Here is a 22,661-nt window from a genome sequence, read left to right as displayed (position 1 = left end):
AACTCCTTTTAAGACGAAGACGTCATTTTTTTGAATACAACTTTTCCAAGGATACGCGCTAAAATGTTGAAAAGCAGTACAGAGAGAATGAGCACCGCCGAAGCACCATCCGAAACTGCACGTGCATCTGGCATGATTCCTTCTCCGTTAATTTTCCAAATATGAACCGCAAGCGTTTCCGCAGGACGGAAAATATTTAATGGCGACGTAATCTCAGCCGGATTCCAGTTTGTAAAATCAAGCACCGGCGTACTTTGCCCCGCCGTAAAAATGAGCGCCGCCGCTTCGCCGAACACCCGACCAGCTGCCAGAATAATTCCGGTAATAATCGCTGGTAAAGCTGCTGGGATTAAAACGCGCGTAATGGTCTCCCACCGGGTTAACCCGAGAGCCAGTCCTGCTTCGCGCTGAGTGTTTGGAATCGCATTTAAAGCATCTTCCACTACTCGAATTAAAAGCGGTAAGTTAAAAATCGTGAGCGTCAGTGCTCCGGAAATCACCGAGAAGCTCCAGCCCATTTGAATAACGAATACGAGGAAGCCGAAAAGGCCGACAACGATAGATGGAAGTGAACTTAAAACTTCGATTGTTGTCCGAATCAAGTCCGTCAACCAATTTTTCCGAGCGTATTCCGCCATGTAAATTCCCGCGCCTAGCGCAATCGGAACTGAAATGATCATTGTAATAATGAGCATGTAAAATGAATTCCAAATTTCAGGTCCAATCCCGCCGCCCGCTTGGAATGATTTCGGCGGTGTCGTTAGAAACTGCCAACTAAGTTGCGGGACACCTTTGACTAAAATATAACCGAGAAGGCTTGCTAAAATGATGACGATGATAGCTGCAATGGCATAAAATACGCCCGTTGCAATTTTATCTTTAGTTTTTACATTCATTTCGCTTTCCTCCTACGACCGATGAATCGGATAATGATGATGAAGAATAGGGACATCGCAAGTAATACCATGGCAAGCGACCATAAAACGTTATTTTCAAGTGTACCCATGACAGTATTTCCCATACCCATCGTTAAAATACTGGTTAAAGTGGATGCCGGCTCAAATAATGAAGTTGGAATAACTGCCGAGTTCCCGATAACCATTTGAACGGCTAAAGCTTCGCCAAATGCGCGTGCCATACCGAATACGATGGCGGTCATAATACCTGCTCGCGAGGAGCGTAGCACCACACGCCAAATGGTTTGCCATCTAGTTGCCCCAAGCGCAAGAGAAGCCTCGCGGTAGTGACGTGGCACCGACTTAATCGCGTCCACAGAAAGCGATGTGACCGTCGGCAAAATCATAATTGTAAGAACGACAGTAGCCGCCGCAATTCCGAAGCCGCTACCTGAAATGTGTTCCCGAATAAACGGTACGACCACACTCAAACCAATGAAACCATAAACGACCGAAGGAATACCTACAAGGAGCTCCATGACTGGTTGTAAGATTTTTTTCCCAAAGCGAGGAGAGATTTCAACCATAAAAATGGCGGCGCCAATTGCAAGCGGACCAGCGATACATGCGGCTAGAAGTGTGACCGCAAATGATCCGATAATCATCGGTAGTGCGCCAACTAAAGCATTGCCTGCCGCATCAACTTTTGACGGATTCCAATCTGTTCCCGTGATAAAGTCAACAAATGAAACATTATTTACAAAAAAGGTGGATAAACCTTTTGAAATGACAAGATAAAGGATAGAGATTGCCGCTAAGATCATAATACTAATGCAGAGGAATGTAATGAGCTTTCCTCTTGTTTCTAAACGCGCTTTTTTCGATGTTTTTGTCAGATTTTCTTCATTAATGATTTCCAAGGCTAAAAACTCCTTTCAGTCCCTAACATGCGGGTAAGTCTCCCTTGTTAAACAAGAAAGACTTCCCGTAAGTAGCAGGCTTCCGGTCATTTTTTCCTTTGCCTGCTTATTTTTTTATTTTACGTCTGTTAATTTTCCGTCCGCGTCACGTTCCACTTTCATGGAGTGAATCGATTGGTAACCTAATTGTGGCACTAGGTCATTTTGAATCGTTTCGCTCGTCATATATTCCAAGAACGCTTTCGTTGCGCCTTTAGGCTCACCATTCGTGTACATGTGCTCGTAAGACCAAATTTTCCAATCGTTTGTTGCAACGTTATCTTCATTTGGCTCGACGCCATCTACTTTTAGACTCATAATAGAATCATCAATATAAGAGAAAGCAAGGTAGCTAATTGCGCCTGGCGTTTCGCTGACAATCTTACGAACCGTTCCAGAAGAATCTTGCTCTTGTGCTTTCATTGGCGTAGCGCCTTTTAAGCCCCATTTTTCGAAAGTAGCACGCGTTCCGCTACCTTCAGCGCGGTTGATAACTGTAATTTTTTCATTTTTACCGCCAAGCTCTTTCCAGTTTGTTACTTTACCAGTGAAAATATCAATTAATTGTTGTTGTGTTAAATCTTTCACGCCAACGTCTTTATTTGCAACAGGCGCCATTCCGACAACCGCTACTTTATGATCAACAAGTTTCGAAGCATCTACTCCGTCCTTCTCTTCTGCAAAAACATCGGAGTTCCCAATTTCAACTGCCCCTTGCCCAACTTGTGTTAAGCCAGTACCAGAACCGCCGCCTTGCACGTTAATTTGTGTTTTCGGGTTCTCTGATTGGAACTGTTTACCGCCCGCCTCTACAAGCGGTTGAAGTGCCGTTGAACCAACTGCTGTCACTGAACCAGAAACTTCGTCGCCAGTTCCATTTGCTTTATCACTCGATGAACTGCTCCCACAAGCAGCTAAAACTAACATTAACGCTGAAAGAACTGTAAGTAATCCCAAAACTTTTTTATTCATAATTTCGTTACCCACCTTATTTTTTAAATTAGTGTTTCTTACATGTCTAACTATAACCGCTCGTAGTTAAGCTCATATGTAGCTAATGTTAAGAAATTGTAAACCCGCTTGTTTTATGTAAATTCCGTTAAAAAGAGATGATAAAAACATGGTTTTTACGCCGTTTTCATTACAAAAATTTGTAGCTGCCGTAAATAAAAAAAGTGCCAAATTAAATTTGGCACTTTTAAGGACTTTACCATTTAGCATACGACCATAGAAGTGGATTTATTAATATCCGATGCGTTGCTGGGCCATATTGTCCATCCACTTTTAGACCATTACGTGCTTGAAAAGCTTTCACCGCTGCATAAGTCGCTGGACCATATTGTCCATCCACATCAAGCGTTGGATACCCTGAGTAATAATCTTTGCTGTTTACCACATGATGATAATTATTTAACCACGTTTGAATCGATGCAACATTATAGCCATTGTAGTATGCTGCTTCTACTTTTTGTTCCGGAGCAACGGTTGAAACACCAACAAAGCCAACTGATAAAATCGCCACCATACAAATACTTGTTAATACTTTTTTTAGAATCATGTTTTCCATCTCCTTCTCTTTAGTATGGAGTTTATTATATCATTAGAATAGTATGAATTGTGTGAACTTTTTAAGTATTTTTTTCAACACTATATAAAAAATCCATACTTTTTTATCACAAAATTGTTAGTTTTTAAAAGTAGTTTCATTTACGCCCATTAAATTCCCCTTTACAAACCACAAAAATATCCTCCTTTTTTGAAAAAAGGAGGATATTTCTTTAGTTATGTGATTTTGGTAAACGCACATAAAATTTAGTACCAACATTTTCCTCGCTAGTCACTTGAATGGTTCCGTCCATCATTTCGACTAAGTGTTTCACAATTGACAGACCTAAACCTGTTCCGCCAGAATGCCTAGTTCGCGCTTTGTCGACGCGGTAGAAACGTTCAAAAATGCGGTCTAAATCCTTCGCCGGGATTCCAATTCCGTTGTCTGCCACAACCAATTGGATTTCGTCGCCTAGGTCTTCTAGTTGGAGGACAATGCGGCCTTTTAGAGGCGTGTATTGAATCGCATTGGATAGCAAATTAATTAAAATTTGTTGCAAGCGGTCACGCTCATTTTCAATGAAAAGCGGCTTTTCATGGTCCCAAATTTGTTCAATCGTAATTTCTTTTAATGAAGCAAGCTCGCTCACCGTTTTAACCGACTGCTCCATCACTTCATTCATATTGACTAGCTCCACTTGAAGCGGCAGCGTTTTTTGTTCAATTCTCGACAAGGCTAGAATATCTAAAATTAAACGGTGCAGGCGGTCGCTTTCGTCTTTGATGATTGTTAAAAACTGCTTTAATAGCGCCTCATCGTACATCGCGCCGTCAAGAAGCGTTTCCGCAAAACCTTTTAGCGCCGTGACAGGCGTTTTTAGTTCATGCGAAACGTTTGCAACGAATTCTGAGCGGACGTTTTCCAAATGTCTAATTTGAGTAATGTCATGCAGCAGGAGGACTAGACCCGAAATCTCACCATCTTCCATCAAAATCGGCGATACGCTCGCATCTAAAATCATTTCTCTTGGGAAATAAATCGCAATTTCTTGTTGCTTCATGCGTTTGGTTTTCAGCGTTTCCTCAATCAATTCGCTTAAGCCGTAACTTTTAATGACCTCATAAAACGGCTTGCCCGTAATCTCCTGTTCTCCGAGAATATGGTACATCATTCGGTTCGTCATCACAATTTCCTTATCATGATTAATCAACATGACCCCGCTCACCAAATTTTCCACAATAGCCGTAAGTCTTTGCGAGTTCTCACGGATTTCAAACATTTGCGTTTCTAAACTTTCGGCCAGTTTGTTCACACTGCTGGAAAGATCCTGTAGCTCCCCGCTTGATTTCCCGTAAATTCGACTGCTATATTCGCGATTTGCTAAATCCGTTGAAACATCAATAATTTCCTGAACGGGCTTCGTAATCCGACGCGCAATCACAAAACTAATGAGCGCAATCAAAATGAGTGCCAAACTGAAAATCAGGAAGAGATTGCCCCAAAGCGTGTTGATTGCGGATTCTACCGATTCAAGCGAAACCGAAATTCGAAGCGCCCCAGCCGTTTCACCGTCTTGTACGATTGGCACCGCCACATAAAGCATACTATAACCGAGCGTATCACTTTCACGCGTCGCAATCCCAACCGAATCCCCATTTTGCAAAACTTCTTTAAATTCCGGGCGATTCGCATGATTTTCAAGTTGTGTCGGATCCTCTTTCGAATCAGCAATGACACGCCCGTCTTTATCAACTATCGTAATACGCGCATCCACTTCTTCTGTCAGCGGACTAAGCTCTGCCTGAATTTCAGCACTATTTTTATCTAAATCCGTATTTTCAATGTTTGTCGTATGCAAAAGCACCCGCGCCTCATCTTCCAACTGGCTTTCTTTCATACTTAAATAAGTCGTCTTCATCAGTTCGCCTGAAAACAAACCAACGATGCCCATTGTTACAAAAAATAAAATGAAAAAGGAAATCCCGATTTTAAACCATAACTTTTTCATAGCTCATCCTTTACATTCTCCATTTTATAGCCAAAACCGCGAATCGTCTTAATATAGCGCGGTTGTTTCGTGTCCGCCTCAATTTTATCGCGCAAATGACTTACATGCACGTCCACAATGCGCGTTTCTCCGATATAATCGTAATTCCAAACCGCGTCCAGCAATTGGTCACGCGAAAACACTTTCCCGCGGTGGTTCGCCAAATATAACAGCAGCTCAAATTCTTTCGGTGTTAAATCAAGTTGCTCACCGCGCATAAAAACCTCGTAGCTTTCCCGGTGTATTTCTAACTCCCCAATTTCCAAAATATTTTCAACAGAAGCAGGCTCTTTCTCGTCACGCACCTTATCCACACGGCGCAAAATGGCTTTAATTCTCGCAACTACTTCTCTTGGGCTAAACGGCTTCGTCAAGTAGTCGTCCGCGCCTAGTTCGAGGCCGATAATTTTATCAAGCTCCTCATCTTTAGCCGTCAACATCAAAATCGGAAAATCATATTTATCTTGGCGCAATTTTTTGGTCACTTCAATGCCGTCCATTTTCGGGAGCATTAAATCAAGCACAATTAAATCCGGTTTTTCCGAAATCGCAAGCTCATAGCCCATCTGACCATCTGTTGCCGTCACCACTTCATAGCCCGCTTTTTCAATATTAAATTGAAGTAACGTCACAATTGAAACCTCATCATCTACAACTAAAATTTTAGCCACAAAAATCTCCCTTTCCTGACAAATTCCGCACTTTATCTTAAATATAGCATGAATTTACAATTTCTGGATAGCAATACATCTATCTTTACAAAAACTTAAAACGAGCACCAAACAAAATCCAAATTTTGCTTAGCACTCGTTTTTATTTATCGTGGTTCAACTAAAAGAATCCCAAGCTCAAACGACTCATTATCGTATAGCGCCGTCTGTTCAATGCGCGGCTCCCCGTTTTGATCCATCACCTTCAAGCGACAGAAAGCTCGATTAATATTAAGCGCCTCATACATGTCCGCCCGCGTTTTAACCGCCATTCCGTTCACTTCCGTAATTTTTTCACCCGGCGTTAAATTCATTCGCGCTGACGGCGAACCCGCTCTAGCACCCAAAATTACAATGCCATCAGGTTGCGGCGCGTATTTTTGCGGTGCCATCTTATCATTTCGATAATAGCGCCACATAATCCAAAACCTAGAAATAATTGCGAGCACAAAAGCAAACAATGTCAGCACCGGTATCACAATACTCAATAAACCAATTCCCGCAATAAAGACCGCGAGCGTCATTACTTGTCCCGAAATCTGTTTGCTTAAAACTTGCGGCAGTTCCGAACGCGTCTTTTGCTCAAAACCAATAATAAGCGGCAATATAATGAGCGTATAAGAATCCGTTCCAATATTAAAGACCGGCCACCACTCAAACAAATGGGTGATTTCCGTCCCCGGAATGAAAACAACAAGTGGGATAAACCATAGCTTGCGCAATTGAAATGCGCCAACTAATTTCCCGCGCCTGCTTTTCCGAAGTGACGGAGAAGGTGAGCTTGCACTCGTGTGGCTGATTAAATAGGCTTCAACAAACAATGCAATCGCTAGTAAAAACGTCATTGCCACCATAAAATTATCTACATTTAAATTATCATAGAGTAAGTACTTATCTTGAAGCGGCCCAAATTGTATATCGAAATAATAACAATAATAAAAGACTAAACTCGAAATACCAATCGTAATCGCTGCTGAGCTTAAACGAAACATTGATGTAAGTAGTGCTAAAATTGTTATGGCATTAAAAATAACGAGCCATGAAATCATCACACTAAATCCAGAGAAGAACAATAGAATAGAGATTAAAAGCGCAACAAACACACCTAATGTGAAAAAGTTTTTAAGTTCTAGCCATGGTGAATAGATTCGCACGCTAAATGACTTACGTTCCCACTTGATGCGGTTAAATCCAGCAAGAATAACGAAGAGGATGGCCAAATAAAAGACCGGCTGAAGAAATAAACTCACCAAACCTTTTAAAATGATTTCGATTACTTCCATTTCCATCCCACCCTTCTACTTTCTTTCTATAATATTGGCGCCAGCAATCTGCTGACAGCTTCTTTCAATTTTATCCAAACCGAACGCTCTTTATAAAGTTCAGGCGTAAGCTGATAGGATTTCAAAATATCTTCCAAAAAGATATCTTCCAATTTTTGTGCAAAAGCCTTCTCATAAATAAACGCATTCACTTCAAAATTTAGTCTAAAACTACGAAAATCCATATTCGCCGTTCCAACCGAAGCAATTTCTCCATCAATGACAAGCATTTTGGCATGAATAAAGCCATTGTCATAAATGAAAATTTTCGCCCCCGTCTCCATCAATTCACCTGCATAACTTGTCGTAGCGCGGTAAACAAACGCATGGTCCGGCTTATTTGGAATCATGATACGCACATCAATTCCCGAAAGTGAGGCAATTTTTAAAGCCTCAAACAAACTCGCATCAGGAATAAAATACGGTGACTGCAAATAAATTGATTTTTTAGCGGAATTAATCATTTTAATATAGCCATTTTTAATTTGCTGCCATTCCGAATCTGGGCCGCTTGAAACAATTTGCAAACTCGTATGCCCACCACCATAAAAAGCAGGGAAATAACGCGCTTTATAGTCCACCTTATGGCTCGGCGCAGCCGAATTCCAGTCCATAATAAACCGCGTCTGCATCGCATAAACCGCTTTCCCGTGCACACGAAGATGCGTATCACGCCAGTAACCAAACTTTTTCGATAGACCCAAATATTCGTCACCGATATTAAACCCGCCAATATAGCCAACTTCACCATCAATAATCGCTAGTTTTCGGTGGTTTCGATAATTCAATCGAAAGTTAATCAGCGGAAGCTTCGAAGGAAAGAACGGCCTCACTATACCTCCATTTTTCTCCAGTTGATGAAAGAACGACTTCTTCGTTGTCCTTGAGCCCATGGCGTCATAGATGACTTTCACGTTTAGTCCCTCCGCGGCTTTCCTTTCAAGCAGGCGGACCATTCGCTTTCCAAGCTCATCCGAATGAAAAATATAATAAATAATATGAATGTGATCCGTTGCATTTTCAATATCCTTCATCAAGGCTTCAAACTTCTCATGCCCATCCACATAAACATCCACTTCATTGTCTTGCGTCAAGATTGCACCATCATTTACAAGTAGCAAATAAATTAAATCCCGATATTTTCTTACATTCGAATCACTAAACGGAAATTCTTTCTGTCGAATTAATTCAATTTGATTGTCTGTTGATTCTCTTATCCCAATTTTTTCCTGCCCTTTCCAGTCAAAAATCTTCTTATTTGAAAGTTTTCTACCAAATATCAGGTAAATAACGAATCCAAGGATAGGAATAAACGTTAAAACTAGCAGCCACGCCCAAGTTGCTGACGTATCTCTACGTTCTAAAAATACTGTTACCGCTGCGAAGAAAACATTTAAAATTAACAGGACAATGAGAATTGCTGTCAAAATCCCCATTTTGCTCTCTCCCTTTTTGATTTATTCTATCCAATCATATCATAAAATCCCCGTTTCCGCCCATTTTACAACAAAAAAGCAGATAAAATTACATTTTAGCAATTCTTTTCCAATAGCAAAAAAAGTTTGGAACAAAATTTTGTCCCAAACTTTTTTAAAACTTATAAATATGGTGCTGGATTGACCGGAACGCCATTTTTATGAATCTCAAAATGCAAATGCTGTCCTGTCGACTGACCCGTAGAACCCATAATTCCAATGTTTTGTCCTTGCATCACTTTTTGACCTGCGACAACACTCAAGCTTCCCGCACGCATATGTCCATAAAGCGTTTGATAACCATTACCATGATCAATTTCCACTACGTATCCGTAGCCTCCATAACCACTACCCGATGCTCCGAAACCGGAAAAAACAACCGTTCCACTTGCGGCCGCAAAAACAGGAACCGTTCCCCCTGCTGCAATATCTTGCCCTTTATGAGATTCATATTGCCCTGTTACCGGGTTTGTCCGCTCACTAAATCCTGAGGTTAAAATACCCGCGGCTGGTTTGATAAACATTCCGCCAGAAGATGCAGGCGCCGAGTATGAACTTCCTTGTGAAGGTTGCGACGGCGCGCTTGCGCTACTTGTAGTTTGTCTACTGCTCGCCTTACGCTTCGCTTCAGCAGCTTGTTTCGCCGCCATTTCTTTCTTATGTTGCTCTTCCGCATACGCGGCCGTTAAGTTCGCAGCCACTTGCTGTTCTTCCTTCGACAAATTGGCTTTTTGTGCTTCCAAGACAGCCTTTTCCTGATTTGTCTTATCTTTTTTCGTTGCTAGCGTAAGTAGCAAATCATCCTGCTCCGCTTTTTGACTCTCCAAATTATTTTTGATTACTGTAATTTGCGTAGCAAGCTGATTCAATTCTGCTAATTTCTTCTCAGAAGTATCTTGCATTTTTTTCAAAAGATCTTGATCTTCCTTCTGCTTCTTCATGATTTCCTGATCGGCATTCACAATCTCAGTAACAAGTGATGCCCTTCCAAAAAAGTCGGCAAAATCTTCTGCTTGTAGAAGTACGTTTAAATAACTCTGTCCGCTTCCATTCGTTTGAATCGCACGCGCCCGATTATCAAGCACACCTTTGCGCTGTTTAATTTCTTCTTTCAAGTCCGCAATATCAGCCTTTAATTGCTTAACTTTGCCTTCCTCCGTGACCACTTTCGCTTGTTGCTCTTTTAACTTCTTGTTCGTTGCTTCAATTTCTTTTGAAACTTTCTCTAGCGATGCCGCTACATCTTGTGACTCCGCTTCTAAGCTTTCCATCTCCGAGTTCTTTTGGCCAATATTGCCTTCCACTGAAGATTGTTGTTCTTGTAACTTTTTCTTTTGACTCTCCATACCATTTATATCATCTGCAAGTACATTCAGCGGTTGCGTAAGGAATGCAACAGTAGTCAGTACCATTACCCCAGATATTAATTTCTTTTTCATTTTTTGGAAAAACCCCTAACTTTTTTATTACTTTTGGCAAAAAAGGATAGAAAAATACCCTTGCCGCCAAGACAAAGGTACTTTTCTATTTTCAATACATCAAATTTATTTTTAGAAGTTAGCTACACGACCGTAACCAACTAAATACTTAGCCCAGTAGCCGCTAGAAATATTATCATACATAACGCCATTATTTTGTGCGTTAATCATTTGACCGCCACCAACATAGATACCTACGTGTGCGATTCCACTTCCATAGTTAAAGAATACTAGGTCGCCTGGTTTCGCTTGGCTAGCACTAATTTTTTGAGCAGCTGCATATTGTCCACCAGAAGTTCTTGGTAAGCTAATGCCTGCTGCACGGAAAGCGTAAGAAGTAAATCCAGAACAGTCAAATGCGCTTGGACCAGATGCACCTAATGAATAAGGTTTACCAAGTTGTGCACGTGCCGCTGAAATCATTGCAGAATATCCGCTTCCAGATGGTTGTTGTACATTACTGCTGGAAGAGCTATTATTGTTGCTATTTTTGTTCGCAGACGTTTTAGCCGTTGAAGATGATGATGTTCCTGAATTGTTATTTTCAACACCTGCAGTTGGCGCTGCCGCTGCTGTTAATGCGCGTGCACGTTCAGTTGCTGCCGCCGCTTGTTTATCACGTTCACTTACTAAGCCTGCTTTAGCATTTTCAGCACTTGCTTGGTCAGCCGCTAATTGTGCTACAACAGCTTCTTTTTCAGCTTTTTGTGCTTCAATTTTATTTTGTTCAGCTTCAAATTTATGAATCGCTTCTTTTTGAGATTCTTGTTTTTTCTTCACAGAAGCTTGCTTTGTTTTTAACGCTTCTTCATCATTTTTTTGATCATCCAAAATTGCTTTGTCAGAATCAACTAGTTGGTTAACTGCAGAAACACGGTTAACTAAATCAGAGAAATCTTCAGACCCTAAAATTACATCTAAGTATGCGTTGGAGTTAGAAGTTTTTTGCATTGCGCGTGCGCGCTCTTTAAGTACTTCTTCACGCTCTTTAATTCTCTCGTTGATTTCTTTAATATCACTGTTTAATTCTTTAAGCTCTTTAGTAGTATTGTCAAAATCCGCTTGAATTTTCTTAGCATTCTTTTGAGCAGCTTCCATATCAGCAACTAATTTAGATAGTTCAGATTCTAAATCACCTTTTTTTGCCTTTAAGTCGTTAATTTTTTTGTCTTGTGATTGAATGTCAGTATTAACGTCTGCAAATGCGTTTGTTGTAAATACCGGTGCGATTGTCATTACTGTTGCTAGTGATACTGCAATTAAAGCGTTCTTTTTCAAAGAATTTACCTCCTAAAAAGCTCCCTAAGCTTTTCTTTGTTTTTTTTGTTATTATTTTCGTTCTTAAACTTTTAAAAATCTTCTAATTGAGATAGCACTTCCCCAAACACCAATTAAAACGCCGATAACAATAATTAGCGCGCTAATTTCATACGCAAAAGGTGTCGGTGGTAAGAGCGAAAGTGATGATGTTGCAAGTTTCGGGTTTAATAGGTTATACGTGTTAATGTAACCTACAAAAGTTAATACAACTGGAATGATTGAACCGATAAGACCCAACCACGCCCCTTCTAAAACGAATGGCCAGCGTATAAACCAGTTTGTCGCCCCAACAAGTTTCATGATTTCAATTTCTTTTCTTCTTGAGAAGATTGCAATCTTGATTGTGTTTGAAATGAGGAACATCGCTGTTAATAGTAACCCAATGCTTAATACTATACCAGCATATCTTGCCCATTGCAATGTATCAAATAATTTATCTACGGTTTTTTCACCATATTCTGCATCATCTACGTATTTTAATTTTTCAATCTTAGTTGCTACAGTCTTCGTTTGTTCTGGCTGTTCTGCTTGAACGATAAATACATCATGAAGTGGATTATCTTGCTTGAATAACTCGAAATTCTTTCCATATGTTCCTACTAAATTCTCCAATTGTTCATCTTTAGAGGAGAAAGTTACAGTATCCACACCGTCAATCTTTTCGATGTTTTTCTTTAGCTCATCTTCTTGTTCTTGTGTAGCTCCGAGTGAAATATGCACGTTAATTTGCACATCATTTTCAACATCTGAGGCTAGCTTATTCATATTCATTAAAATGGAGAAGAACACGCTCACAAGAATAAGTGTTACTGTGACTGCACTCGCTGCTGCAAAAGTCATCCAACCATTTCTGTAAAGACTTTTGAAGCTTTCTTTCATATGTCTTCCAAAGGTTTTAAATTTCATATCCATATTCTCCTTGCTGCTCATCACGTGCGATACGACCATTTTCGATAGCAATAACACGATGTTTCAACGTGTTCACAATTTCTTTGTTGTGTGTTGCCATCACAATCGTAGTGCCTTGACGATTAATTTCCTCAAGGATATTCATGATTTCCCATGAAGTATCTGGATCGAGATTACCGGTTGGTTCATCGGCAATCAAAACTTTTGGCATATTCGCGATGGATCTAGCAATCGAAATACGTTGCTGTTCTCCACCTGAAAGCTCATCTGGTAGCATTCTAACTTTGTGCTTTAAATTAACTAAATCTAGAACTTCCATAACACGTTGTTTAATTTCAACCGGGTCTTTTTCTACTACTTCCATTGCGTAGGCAATATTTTCATATACCGTTTTGCTAGAAAGTAATTTAAAATCCTGGAAAACAACGCCAACATCACGTCTTAAATATGGAATTTCTCGATTTTTCAAGTTGATTAAATCAAAATTATCAACTTGAATGTTTCCTTTGGTCGCTCGTTCTTCACGATAAATCATTTTTATAAAAGTGGATTTACCTGCTCCACTTGGACCAACCACATAAACGAATTCCCCTTGGTCAATTTTGATATTTAGACCATTAGCAGCAGTAATGCCGTTTGGGTACTTCTTATACACGTCTTCCATCAATATCATTTTATCACCTAATTTGCCTTTCTTAATAAAGCGTCATTTGTAAGGTAATGCAATGATAACCTTTGACATAAAACTGTTATGCTGTGCCGGATACACTTCAACACAAAGTCTATTATAACATCCTAGTTTTTCATCAGTAGGTTAATTGCATTACAGTTATATTTCAGCCTGTGACAATCTCATTTGTTAACTTATAAAGAACTTTTTCGTATGTTTAAAAACTAAATTTTTGAGTTTCGTTTTGAGTTGGAATTACAACCTATTTTTAGGCACATTAAAAACCATCTACATGGTCCCTCTTTCCACTGCTCCTATTGTATCCTTTTTCCCCTCAAAATAACATTACAGCCAGATTAAAAATGATTACAGTTTCCAACGATTGGGATAGACCAGTCTTCCTTACTACCTCAACTTGTTTGCATATGCACAGATGCTTTCTGTCATATATCTGTTATATAAAAAAGGTGTAACTAATCACTTGTATTAGTTACACCTTTTTTAGCAAGCCGCTCACCGCACCATACTCAGCTACTGACAAACAGTAAAACTCTAGGCAAAAGGGAGCGGAATACAGGCTTTAACAGCGAAGATTGCCGTTTGTCATCCATATCGCGTTACACCGTAAAACCTTCACCCATCACTTCACTAGCGCTCATCACAACAACAAACGCGTTGGCATCAATTTCCTTCACCACTTCTTTCAGCTTCGGAAACTCTCGTTGTGAAATCACACAAAGCAAAATTTGCTTTTCATCTTCGGTATAACCGCCTTTAGCAGAAAGACGCGTAATCCCTCTATCAATTTTGAATAAAATCGCCTGCCTAATTTCCTCTTGATTTTCAGAAATAATAAGCACCGTTTTGGACTGGTTTAAACCGACTTGAACCAAATCGATTGTTTTGCTAGTCGCGAACAAGGCAATTAAGGCGTAGAGGCCCGACTCAATACTAAAGACAAACATCGCCGAAATCACGACAAGCCCATCAATGATTGCCACACAGATGCCTAGCGACAGATGGAAGTATTTATGCACAATTTGGGCAAGGACATCAGTCCCACCAGTGGAAGCCTTCCCGCGAAAGACAATTCCAAGCCCGAAGCCCACTAAAATGCCGCCAAACAAAGCAGCGATAAGCGGTTCGTGCGTCCACGGAGCAAAATCCTGTGACAGATAAACAAAGAGCGGAATGGTCATCGTTCCTATAAATGTTTTAATCCCAAATTGGTAGCCCAAAAAGAATACACCCGCAATGAAAAGCGGAATATTGAGCGCCCACTGGATAAAAGCTGGCGTCCATCCCGTCAAATAATTCACAATTGTACTAATACCACTTACGCCGCCAGAAGCAATGTGATTGGGGAGCAACAGCACATTAAAGGCTATCGCAATAAAGGCTGCCCCCAAAACAACATACAAATAATCTAGCGTTTTCATAAGCCACAATTTTCTCGGCGCGCGATTTCGTTTTTTAGTCATACGAACACCCGCCTTATTGAATGCGCGAACGCAAATATGCATTCACGAATTCATCCAACTCACCGTCCATGACAGCTTGTGTATTCCCCGTTTCCACATTCGTCCTGTGATCCTTCACCATCGAATATGGGTGGAAAACATACGAGCGAATTTGGCTACCCCAGCCGATTTCCTTTTGTTCTCCGCGAATTTCTGCTAGCTCTGCCTCTTTCTCCTCTTGCTCTTTTTGATAAAGCTTTGCCTTAAGCATTTTAAGCGCCTGTTCCCGGTTTTTCAATTGCGAACGTTCCGACTGGCAAGTAACCACAATTCCAGAAGGCATATGCGTCATCCGCACAGCAGAATCCGTCGTATTAATATGCTGACCACCAGCACCCGTCGCGCGGTACGTATCAATTTTCAAATCTTCCGTCCGCACTTCAATTTCAATATCATCATCCATTTCAGGCATCACATCAATCGACACAAAAGACGTATGGCGACGACCAGATGAATCAAATGGCGAAATCCGCACCAAACGATGCACGCCTTTCTCAGCTTTTAAATAACCATAAGCATTATGCCCTTTAATGAGTAGCGTAACGCTTTTGATCCCCGCTTCGTCGCCCGCCTGATAATCCAGTGTCTCCACCTTGAAGCCTTTTTTCTCCGCAAAACGTTGATACATACGTAAAAGCATCGAACCCCAGTCTTGTGATTCCGTACCACCAGCCCCAGGATGAAGCTCTAAAATTGCATTATTTTTATCATAAGGATCACTTAACATAAGCTTGAGTTCAAACTCATCAAGCTCTTTTACAAACGTCATGAGTTCCGCTTCCAGCTCATTTTGCAAATCAGCATCCGTTTCCTCACGAAGGAGCTCCAAGCTCACCTCTAAATTTTCCTGTTCTTCTTCTAATTTATGAAAAGCATTGTAAACCTCTTTCAAACCATTCGACTCATTGATAACTTTTTGCGCCGCCTGTTGATCATTCCAAAAATTTGGATCAAGCATTTGATCTTCCAACTCCGCAATGCGCACCTCCATCGTTTCTAAGTCAAAGAGACCCCCTAAAGTCTGTGATTTGGCTCGCCGTTTTCTCAAGCGAATTACGAATTTCTGCTAATTCCATAGTTATTTCCACCTTTTTTTATTATTCTAAACTTATTTTAGTATATAAAAATCAAGAGCATAAAGCCAGAACATTTTTTCCGAAGAAAAGGAGCGCCAAAATAGCGCCCCGAGATTTTTATGCTTCCTTACCATGACAATTTTTATATTTCTTACCGCTGCCACAAGGACAAAGATCGTTACGTCCGATTTCCTCACCCTTAACAACTGGCTTGCGTTTCGCTTCTGGCTTCCCTTCATCCGGATTAACAGCTTCCCCTTTCGCCACTTGCTCACGTTCAAGGTTCTGTCTAATTTCAGCTTTCATGATGTAGCGTGCAACATCTTCATCGATTGAAGAAATCATTGCCTCAAACATCGCGAAACCTTCCGATTGATACTCACGAAGCGGATCAATTTGACCATACGCACGCAAATGAATCCCGTCACGAAGGTGATCCATCGCATCAATGTGGTCAACCCATTTCGTATCCACAACACGAAGCAGGACAACTTTTTGGAACTCATTAAATTCTTCTTCAGGTAAAAGCTGCTCTTTTTCGTCATAAGCTTCTTTAATTTTTTCTAAAATAAAGGCTTCAATGTCTTCCGTGATACGACCTTGTAAATCATCTACCGTAATCGCGCCTTCATGAAGTAAATTCGCATCCACATAATCCACAATACCTTGTAAATTCCAATCTTCTTCAGCCTCATGCGACGAAGCATTTGAAATGACAACATAATGAACCGCACGTTCAATCATTTTTTCAATAATTTCACGCAAGCCATTTTCCGCTGTAATAACATCATAACGCTGTTTATAAATCACTTCACGTTGTTGACGTAAAACATCGTCATACTGAAGAACTTGTTTACGAGAATCGAAGTTGTTTCCTTCAACACGTTTTTGTGCAGACTCAACCGCCCGACTAACCATCTTGCTTTGAATCGCTTCCTCATTCATTCCGAAGCGTTCCATCATACTCTTCATGTTGTCAGAGCCAAAGCGACGCATTAACTCATCTTCCATCGAAAGATAAAATTGTGTCACCCCTGGGTCCCCTTGACGACCCGAACGACCACGCAACTGATTATCAATACGACGTGACTCATGACGTTCCGTACCAATTACAGCTAAACCACCCGCCGCAACCGTTTCCTCATCAAGTTTAATATCTGTACCACGACCGGCCATATTCGTTGCGATAGTAACCGCGCCGTGTTTCCCTGCATTCATAATAATATCCGCTTCGCGCTCATGTTGTTTCGCATTCAAGACGTCATGGCGAATCCCTTTGCGTTTCAACTTGCTCGCAATCAATTCAGATGTTTCAATTGCCACAGTACCAACAAGAACAGGTTGCCCTTTCGCATGGCGCTCAGCAATATCTTCCACAACCGCATTAAATTTCGCATCAATTGATGTATAAATCAAGTCTGGGCGATCATCACGAACAATTGGGCGGTTCGTTGGAATTTCAATAACACGCATATTATAAATATCGCGGAATTCTTCTTCTTCCGTTTTCGCCGTACCCGTCATCCCCGCCAATTTTTTATACATACGGAAATAGTTTTGGAACGTAATCGTCGCCATCGTTTTCGACTCATTTTGAATCGTCACATGTTCCTTCGCCTCTAAAGCTTGGTGTAAACCTTCACTGAAACGACGACCTTTCATAATACGACCCGTAAATTGGTCAACAATTAGAACTTCATCATCTTGAACCACGTAATCCACATCAAGCGCCATCGTGTAGTTTGCTTTCAGCGCTTGCGCAATATGATGCAGCAAAACAGTATTTTCTAAATCATACAAGTTCTCAACATCAAAATATTTTTCACCACGTGCCATACCTTCTTCGGTTAAATTGACAGATTTTGTTTTAATATCAACCGTATAGTCTTTCTCCTCCGTCAAAGTCGTCACAAAAGTGTCTGCGCGAACATATAAAACATTCGATTTTTCAGCTTCACCCGAAATGATTAGCGGTGTACGCGCCTCATCAACTAAAATCGAGTCAACTTCATCAATAATCGCGAACGAAAGCGGTCTTTGTACCATTTGGTCTTTATAAACCACCATGTTGTCACGTAAATAATCAAAACCTAATTCATTATTCGTACTATACGTGATGTCACACGCGTATTGTTCCCGTTTCTCCTCGCTAGAAAGTGCATTTAAATTTAACCCAACCGAGAGACCTAAAAAGTTGTACAACACGCCCATTTCTTCCGAGTCACGTTGTGATAAGTATTCATTGACCGTAACAACGTGGACACCTTCACCAGAAAGCGCATTTAAATAAACCGGTAACGTCGCCGTCAAAGTTTTACCTTCCCCGGTTTTCATCTCTGCAATGTTACCTTCATGAATAACAATACCACCCATAAGTTGAACACGGAATGGATACATGCCAAGCGCACGTTTTGCACCTTCACGCGCAACAGCAAAAGCTTCAACTAGAATATCATCTAAAGTTTCACCTGCTTGCACACGTTCCTTGAATTCTACTGTTTTTGCTCGAAGATCGTCGTCTGAAAGCGCCGCTGTTTCATCAGCCAGTGCTTCAATTTGATCGGCTTTCTTTTCAAGATATTTGATATCTCTTTTACCCGATTCAAAAATCTTTTTTAACATTCCTGCCATAATTGATTCTCCTCCACATAAATTGACTGCTACCTCTATTTTAAATTTCCAGATTATCTTATACAAGATACACTTATTAATTTTATCACTTATTCTCCAAAATTGAAAATAGGATTGATTATTTATACCCCGATTTATAAGCTACCAACCATTATAACACCTTATACCCAAAATAGATGTGGATATTGTGTGAAAAAGTTTAACTTCCTGAAAAAAATTTTGTTTTTTTGGTTCACATAAAAAAACTACTTATAACTTCTTTCACTGCAATTTGGTCTATACCATATTAATATATATCTTATTTTTCCATGTTTAGCCTCGATTTCCTCGGGTATTTTCAAGAGCACGACCAAATCGCGCTCACAAATGTAAGCGCGTACAAAAAGAAGGAGGGTTTTTATGTTAACTCAAAAAAGAAGATGGATAGCAGGAAGTGTTTTAGCAGGTATTGTTGCAATTGGACTTAGCTTTACGGGAGGCGAAACAGCCAAAGCAATAACAGATGATGCCACAATCATGCCAGACCTTACAAGCAAACAAGTACTCGTAGGTTATTGGCATAGTTGGAAATCAACTGGAAATGATGGCTACAAACAAGGCACATCAGCAGACATCGCGTTAAAAGATGTAAACTCAGCTTACAATGTCATTCCTGTTGCCTTTATGAAAGGCGATGGCGTTAACCGCATTCCAACATTCAAACCAGTTGGCCAAACAGATAACGAATTTCGCGCCCAAGTCGCGGACCTAAATAAACAAGGACGAGCTGTACTTTTAGCTCTCGGCGGTGCTGATGGACACGTCCAACTGCAAACTGGCGACGAGCAGGCTTTCGCAAATGAAATTATTCGTCAAGTTGAAACATACGGCTTTGACGGCCTAGATATCGACTTGGAACAAACTGCCATCACGGCAGGAAACAATCAAACCGTTATTCCCGCGGCACTAAAAATAGTAAAAAACCATTACGCAACAGAAGGAAAAAACTTCATGATTACAATGGCGCCTGAATTCCCTTACTTAAAACCAGGCGGTGCCTACGAAACGTATATTACTTCCCTAAATGGCTATTATGACTACATCGCACCACAACTATACAACCAAGGTGGCGATGGCGTCTGGGTGGACGAAACGAACCAATGGATTGCGCAAAACAATGATACCCTCAAAAAAGAATTTTTATACTACATGTCCGATTCGTTCATTCACGGAACACGCGGCTTCCTTAAAATTCCTGCCAACAAATTAGTCTTAGGTCTTCCAGCCAATAACGATGCTGCCGCAACCGGCTACGTCATAAATCCACAAAACGTTTACGATGCCTTCAACCAATTGAAAGCTGACGGCACCCCACTTAAAGGACTCATGACCTGGTCCGCAAATTGGGATGTCGGTAAAGATAAAAACGGCGTCCTTTATAACAATGGATTCGCAAACGCATACGGTCCATTTTTAGGAACTAAATAAATAAAAAACGTCCTGCTCGATGTGGCAGGACGTTTTAATTTCAAATTAATTTGTTTCAATCAAACCATATTTTCCGTCTTTACGACGGTAAACGATATTTGTACCATCAGATTCAGCATCTGTATAAACATAAAAGCTATGCCCTAACAGATTCATTTGAAGTACCGCTTCTTCACTATCCATTGGTTTCAAATCAAATTGTTTTGTACGTACAATTTCTAAATCAGATTCATGTTCATCTGGTGCGCTTTCACTAACTTCTCCAAAAGCAAAGAAGTCTTGTTGTGCACCTTTATCACGCATTTTACGATTCACTTTTGTTTTATGTTTACGGATTTGTCTTTCTAATTTATCTGCAATCAAATCAATACTTGCATATAAATCTCCGCTTGTTTCTTCAGCACGAAGAACAAGATTTGGGAGAGGAATTGTTACTTCAACCTTTGCATTTTTATCAGAGTAAACTTTTAAATTCACATGCACATTTGCATCTGGAACCTCTGTAAAATAACGTTCGAGTTTATCGATTTTCTTCTCAACGTAATTACGAATCGGTTCTGTTACTTCAATATTTTCACCACGAATGTTGTACTTAAGCATTGTAATTCCTCCTTTGGGATAAAACAAAAATTCTTTCGAAGAAGAAGCTTCTCTTCTTACTTCTAGTCTAAGGTATAATGCCACTTTTTGCAAATATTTACTTAGGCAAATACGGAATTTTCGTCTTCTCCTACTTTACTAATTCATTCCACTTTTTCTAAAAAACAAACCTCATTTTCAACTATTTTCCGAATAAAGCAGTAAAGTAAATCTCTTCAACACTTTTTATACAATATTTTCCAATGAATTCTTGCTCACGCTCCTTTTCCCATTCTACAATAGTGAATATATTTAAATAAGCAACCTCATCCATTTTAGTTACGTGAGCAACCTCAAGTCCCGCTTGCTTTAACACTTCTAGCTCAGGATTATAGCCTAAATCATCGTTTATTTTTTCCGTTTCAATATACAGTAACTTATCAAAACTATAGATTTCGGCTATCAACTCACTAAAGACCCCAACTAATGCATAATCACCTAGTTTTAAAAATCGTTCTAGCAATTCTTCAACAAAAATCGATTTCTTAAAAAGGACTATTTTATTTTCCGCACTCAACTCCTCACAAATAAACTCTTCACGGCAATTTGAGCACATCAGGCTTTTTTTGTACGGAGATAGTAATGTCTGCCAAGTAAATTCTCGTTCAATTCGTTGGTAGCAAATGCAGCATTTATTTGTCACCAAGCAGCCCTTCTTCCCACCCGATTTTATTCATAAGTTTAATATGTTGAATAGCTCGCATCATTTCGTTTGTTTTTCCAAAATGAAAAAAACAAACTTCACCTGCCGGAAAATCTCGCTTCCTTCCAACTCTTCCCGCTATTTGAACCAGTGCCGCTTCAGTGAAAATTGAACCCTCGCTACCAAAAACAGCTACTTGTACATCTGCAAATGTCACGCCGCGTTCTAAAATAGTCGTCGTAAGTAAAATTTGGATAGCTCCATCTCGTAGTTGTTGCACTTTTTCCTTGCGTAGCTTGTCCGCTGAATGGACTGTAGTCAACTGCTCAAATCCGTATCGTTTCATAACTTCACTAAATTCAAACATAACATCGATTTTTGGGAAGAAAATTAAGATGGGCTTCTTTAATTTTGCATAGCGCATTATCCAAGTTAAAACTTTTTTGGAAATCCGTTTTTTATTTAGCTGTTTTTGCCAATCTCCAATCCAGCAATTATGTGGCACAGGTAACGGAAAGCCGTGATACCTCGCTGGAATTTTTACGTAGTTGCGTTTTCCTATCAAGCACTCCTGTTGCCATTTTCTTTCTGGCGTTGCCGTCACAAAGATTTGGATAGCTCCTTCGCTACCCGCTTTTCGAACCGTGTATTCAAGGCAAGGATCTTTGGCGTATGGAAAGGCATCGACTTCATCAATAAATATCAAATCAAAGTAGCGATAAAAGCGCATCAATTGATGTGTTGTTGCAATGACAAACGTTTCATTGTTGAAAACTGCCTCTGAATCCCCGTAAAGGCATACTTGTGGAACATCAGGAAAAACATCTTGCAAACGTGGCGCCAGTTCAATGCATACGTCTACTCGCGGTGATGCTAAACAAATTCGCAAGCCCTTTTCGAGACCCGCTTCAATGCCCTGAAACATCATTTCCGTTTTACCTGATCCTGCGACAGACCATAACAAAAGTGATTTCTGCTCTTGAATAGCATTTAATATCGCGTCAGCTCCCCTTTGTTGCGCAAACGAAAGCACACCTTCCCACATTAACGGTGCCTCAAAATAAATTCGTTCTGTTTCTGCTGGCTTTTGATAATAAAATTTCTGTAAGCTGCTCACTCGTTTCATTAGCAGACAATTTCTGCAATACCGTTCATTGCTAGGCAAATTCGCAAAACGCTCAGCTTGATTATTCCCGCACCTAAAGCAAAATGGGCTCACATCTGTTTCAACGATACTTGGCAGCGCCTCATAATTTTCCAGATGCGTTACCTCGTTTTCGAAATATAAAATACCTTTTGCCATAAATCACCTCGTCCACTTAGTTATACCTTATTTTCGTTTTCTTTGCA

The 22,661-nt window shown here is 40.3% G+C and carries 19 protein-coding genes; 1 reads left to right on the top strand and 18 read right to left on the bottom strand.

From position 1 onward, the window contains the following. Window positions 1-8: 8 nt before the first annotated feature. The 15 genes from pstA to secA all read right to left on the bottom strand — a co-directional run bounded on the left by pstA (window position 9) and on the right by secA (window position 18,562). Window positions 9-896 (bottom strand): phosphate ABC transporter permease PstA, encoded by an 888-nt coding sequence (gene pstA, locus CFS04_RS06175; RefSeq protein WP_088809745.1) that lies wholly within the window; start codon window positions 894-896, stop codon window positions 9-11. After that, on the bottom strand, window positions 893-1,816 hold the full coding sequence (pstC, locus tag CFS04_RS06170; RefSeq protein ID WP_088809744.1) for a phosphate ABC transporter permease subunit PstC: 924 nt from the start codon (window positions 1,814-1,816) through the stop codon (window positions 893-895). The genes pstA and pstC overlap by 4 nt, the downstream gene beginning before the upstream one ends. A 114-nt stretch (window positions 1,817-1,930) precedes the next feature. Continuing rightward, the gene (locus tag CFS04_RS06165; RefSeq protein ID WP_088809743.1) at window positions 1,931-2,827 is read right to left on the bottom strand and encodes a phosphate ABC transporter substrate-binding protein PstS family protein; all 897 of its coding nucleotides are present in this window, start codon (window positions 2,825-2,827) and stop codon (window positions 1,931-1,933) included. 235 nt (window positions 2,828-3,062) lie between these two features. After that, window positions 3,063-3,422: a peptidoglycan-binding protein gene (locus CFS04_RS06160; protein WP_220387111.1), complete on the bottom strand. Its 360-nt coding sequence runs from the start codon at window positions 3,420-3,422 to the stop codon at window positions 3,063-3,065. A gap of 211 nt (window positions 3,423-3,633) precedes the next feature. Continuing rightward, window positions 3,634-5,412, bottom strand: coding sequence for a two-component system histidine kinase PnpS (pnpS, locus tag CFS04_RS06155; protein ID WP_088809742.1), 1,779 nt, complete (start codon window positions 5,410-5,412; stop codon window positions 3,634-3,636). Then, window positions 5,409-6,122, bottom strand: coding sequence for a response regulator transcription factor (locus CFS04_RS06150; protein ID WP_088809741.1), 714 nt, complete (start codon window positions 6,120-6,122; stop codon window positions 5,409-5,411). Before CFS04_RS06150 ends, pnpS begins: the two co-directional genes overlap by 4 nt. Before the next feature lie 146 nt (window positions 6,123-6,268). Further along, window positions 6,269-7,444: a hypothetical protein gene (locus CFS04_RS06145; RefSeq protein ID WP_088809842.1), complete on the bottom strand. Its 1,176-nt coding sequence runs from the start codon at window positions 7,442-7,444 to the stop codon at window positions 6,269-6,271. A gap of 26 nt (window positions 7,445-7,470) precedes the next feature. Further along, on the bottom strand, window positions 7,471-8,919 hold the full coding sequence (cls, locus tag CFS04_RS06140) for a cardiolipin synthase (RefSeq protein ID WP_088809740.1): 1,449 nt from the start codon (window positions 8,917-8,919) through the stop codon (window positions 7,471-7,473). Window positions 8,920-9,080: 161 nt separating this feature from the next. Further along, on the bottom strand, window positions 9,081-10,397 hold the full coding sequence (locus CFS04_RS06135; RefSeq protein ID WP_088809739.1) for a murein hydrolase activator EnvC: 1,317 nt from the start codon (window positions 10,395-10,397) through the stop codon (window positions 9,081-9,083). 111 nt (window positions 10,398-10,508) lie between these two features. Continuing rightward, window positions 10,509-11,714, bottom strand: coding sequence for an NlpC/P60 family protein (locus CFS04_RS06130; protein ID WP_088809738.1), 1,206 nt, complete (start codon window positions 11,712-11,714; stop codon window positions 10,509-10,511). A 63-nt stretch (window positions 11,715-11,777) separates the two neighbouring features. After that, window positions 11,778-12,662: a permease-like cell division protein FtsX gene (gene ftsX / locus CFS04_RS06125; RefSeq protein WP_088809737.1), complete on the bottom strand. Its 885-nt coding sequence runs from the start codon at window positions 12,660-12,662 to the stop codon at window positions 11,778-11,780. After that, window positions 12,652-13,338 carry a cell division ATP-binding protein FtsE gene (gene ftsE, locus CFS04_RS06120; protein WP_088809736.1) on the bottom strand — a complete coding sequence of 229 codons (687 nt, stop codon included), beginning with the start codon at window positions 13,336-13,338 and terminating at the stop codon, window positions 12,652-12,654. The genes ftsX and ftsE overlap by 11 nt, the downstream gene beginning before the upstream one ends. A gap of 614 nt (window positions 13,339-13,952) precedes the next feature. After that, complete coding sequence (locus CFS04_RS06115) at window positions 13,953-14,816, bottom strand: YitT family protein (protein ID WP_088809841.1); 864 nt, start codon at window positions 14,814-14,816, stop codon at window positions 13,953-13,955. Window positions 14,817-14,829: 13 nt separating this feature from the next. Further along, window positions 14,830-15,931 (bottom strand): peptide chain release factor 2 gene (gene prfB / locus CFS04_RS06110; RefSeq protein WP_117584601.1). Its coding sequence is split into 2 segments (ribosomal slippage): window positions 14,830-15,858 and window positions 15,860-15,931, totalling 1,101 coding nucleotides; the frame shifts between segments, so codons are not numbered across the junction. Between the two features lie 117 nt (window positions 15,932-16,048). Then, entirely contained in the window at window positions 16,049-18,562 is a 2,514-nt protein-coding gene (gene secA / locus CFS04_RS06105) for a preprotein translocase subunit SecA (RefSeq protein ID WP_088809734.1), read from the bottom strand. A 399-nt stretch (window positions 18,563-18,961) separates the two neighbouring features. Between secA and CFS04_RS06100 the strand changes: the two genes are divergently transcribed. Further along, window positions 18,962-20,029, top strand: coding sequence for a chitinase (locus tag CFS04_RS06100; RefSeq protein WP_088809733.1), 1,068 nt, complete (start codon window positions 18,962-18,964; stop codon window positions 20,027-20,029). 45 nt (window positions 20,030-20,074) lie between these two features. Here the strand turns inward: CFS04_RS06100 and hpf are convergent, their stop codons facing one another. The 3 genes from hpf to CFS04_RS06085 form a co-directional block, all read right to left on the bottom strand. Next, the gene (hpf, locus tag CFS04_RS06095) at window positions 20,075-20,629 is read right to left on the bottom strand and encodes a ribosome hibernation-promoting factor, HPF/YfiA family (RefSeq protein ID WP_088809732.1); all 555 of its coding nucleotides are present in this window, start codon (window positions 20,627-20,629) and stop codon (window positions 20,075-20,077) included. Between the two features lie 181 nt (window positions 20,630-20,810). Beyond that, a complete protein-coding gene (locus CFS04_RS06090; RefSeq protein ID WP_088809731.1) occupies window positions 20,811-21,311 on the bottom strand; it encodes a hypothetical protein in 501 nt (166 codons plus the stop codon). Further along, entirely contained in the window at window positions 21,301-22,614 is a 1,314-nt protein-coding gene (locus tag CFS04_RS06085; protein WP_088809730.1) for a DEAD/DEAH box helicase, read from the bottom strand. Before CFS04_RS06085 ends, CFS04_RS06090 begins: the two co-directional genes overlap by 11 nt. Window positions 22,615-22,661: the final 47 nt, after the last annotated feature.

This window comes from Listeria sp. ILCC796 (assembly GCF_900186175.1).
Taxonomy (GTDB): Bacteria; Bacillota; Bacilli; order Lactobacillales; family Listeriaceae; genus Listeria; species Listeria goaensis.
Note: the sequence above shows the minus strand (reverse complement) of the source record. Positions and strands in the feature narration are given on the sequence as shown.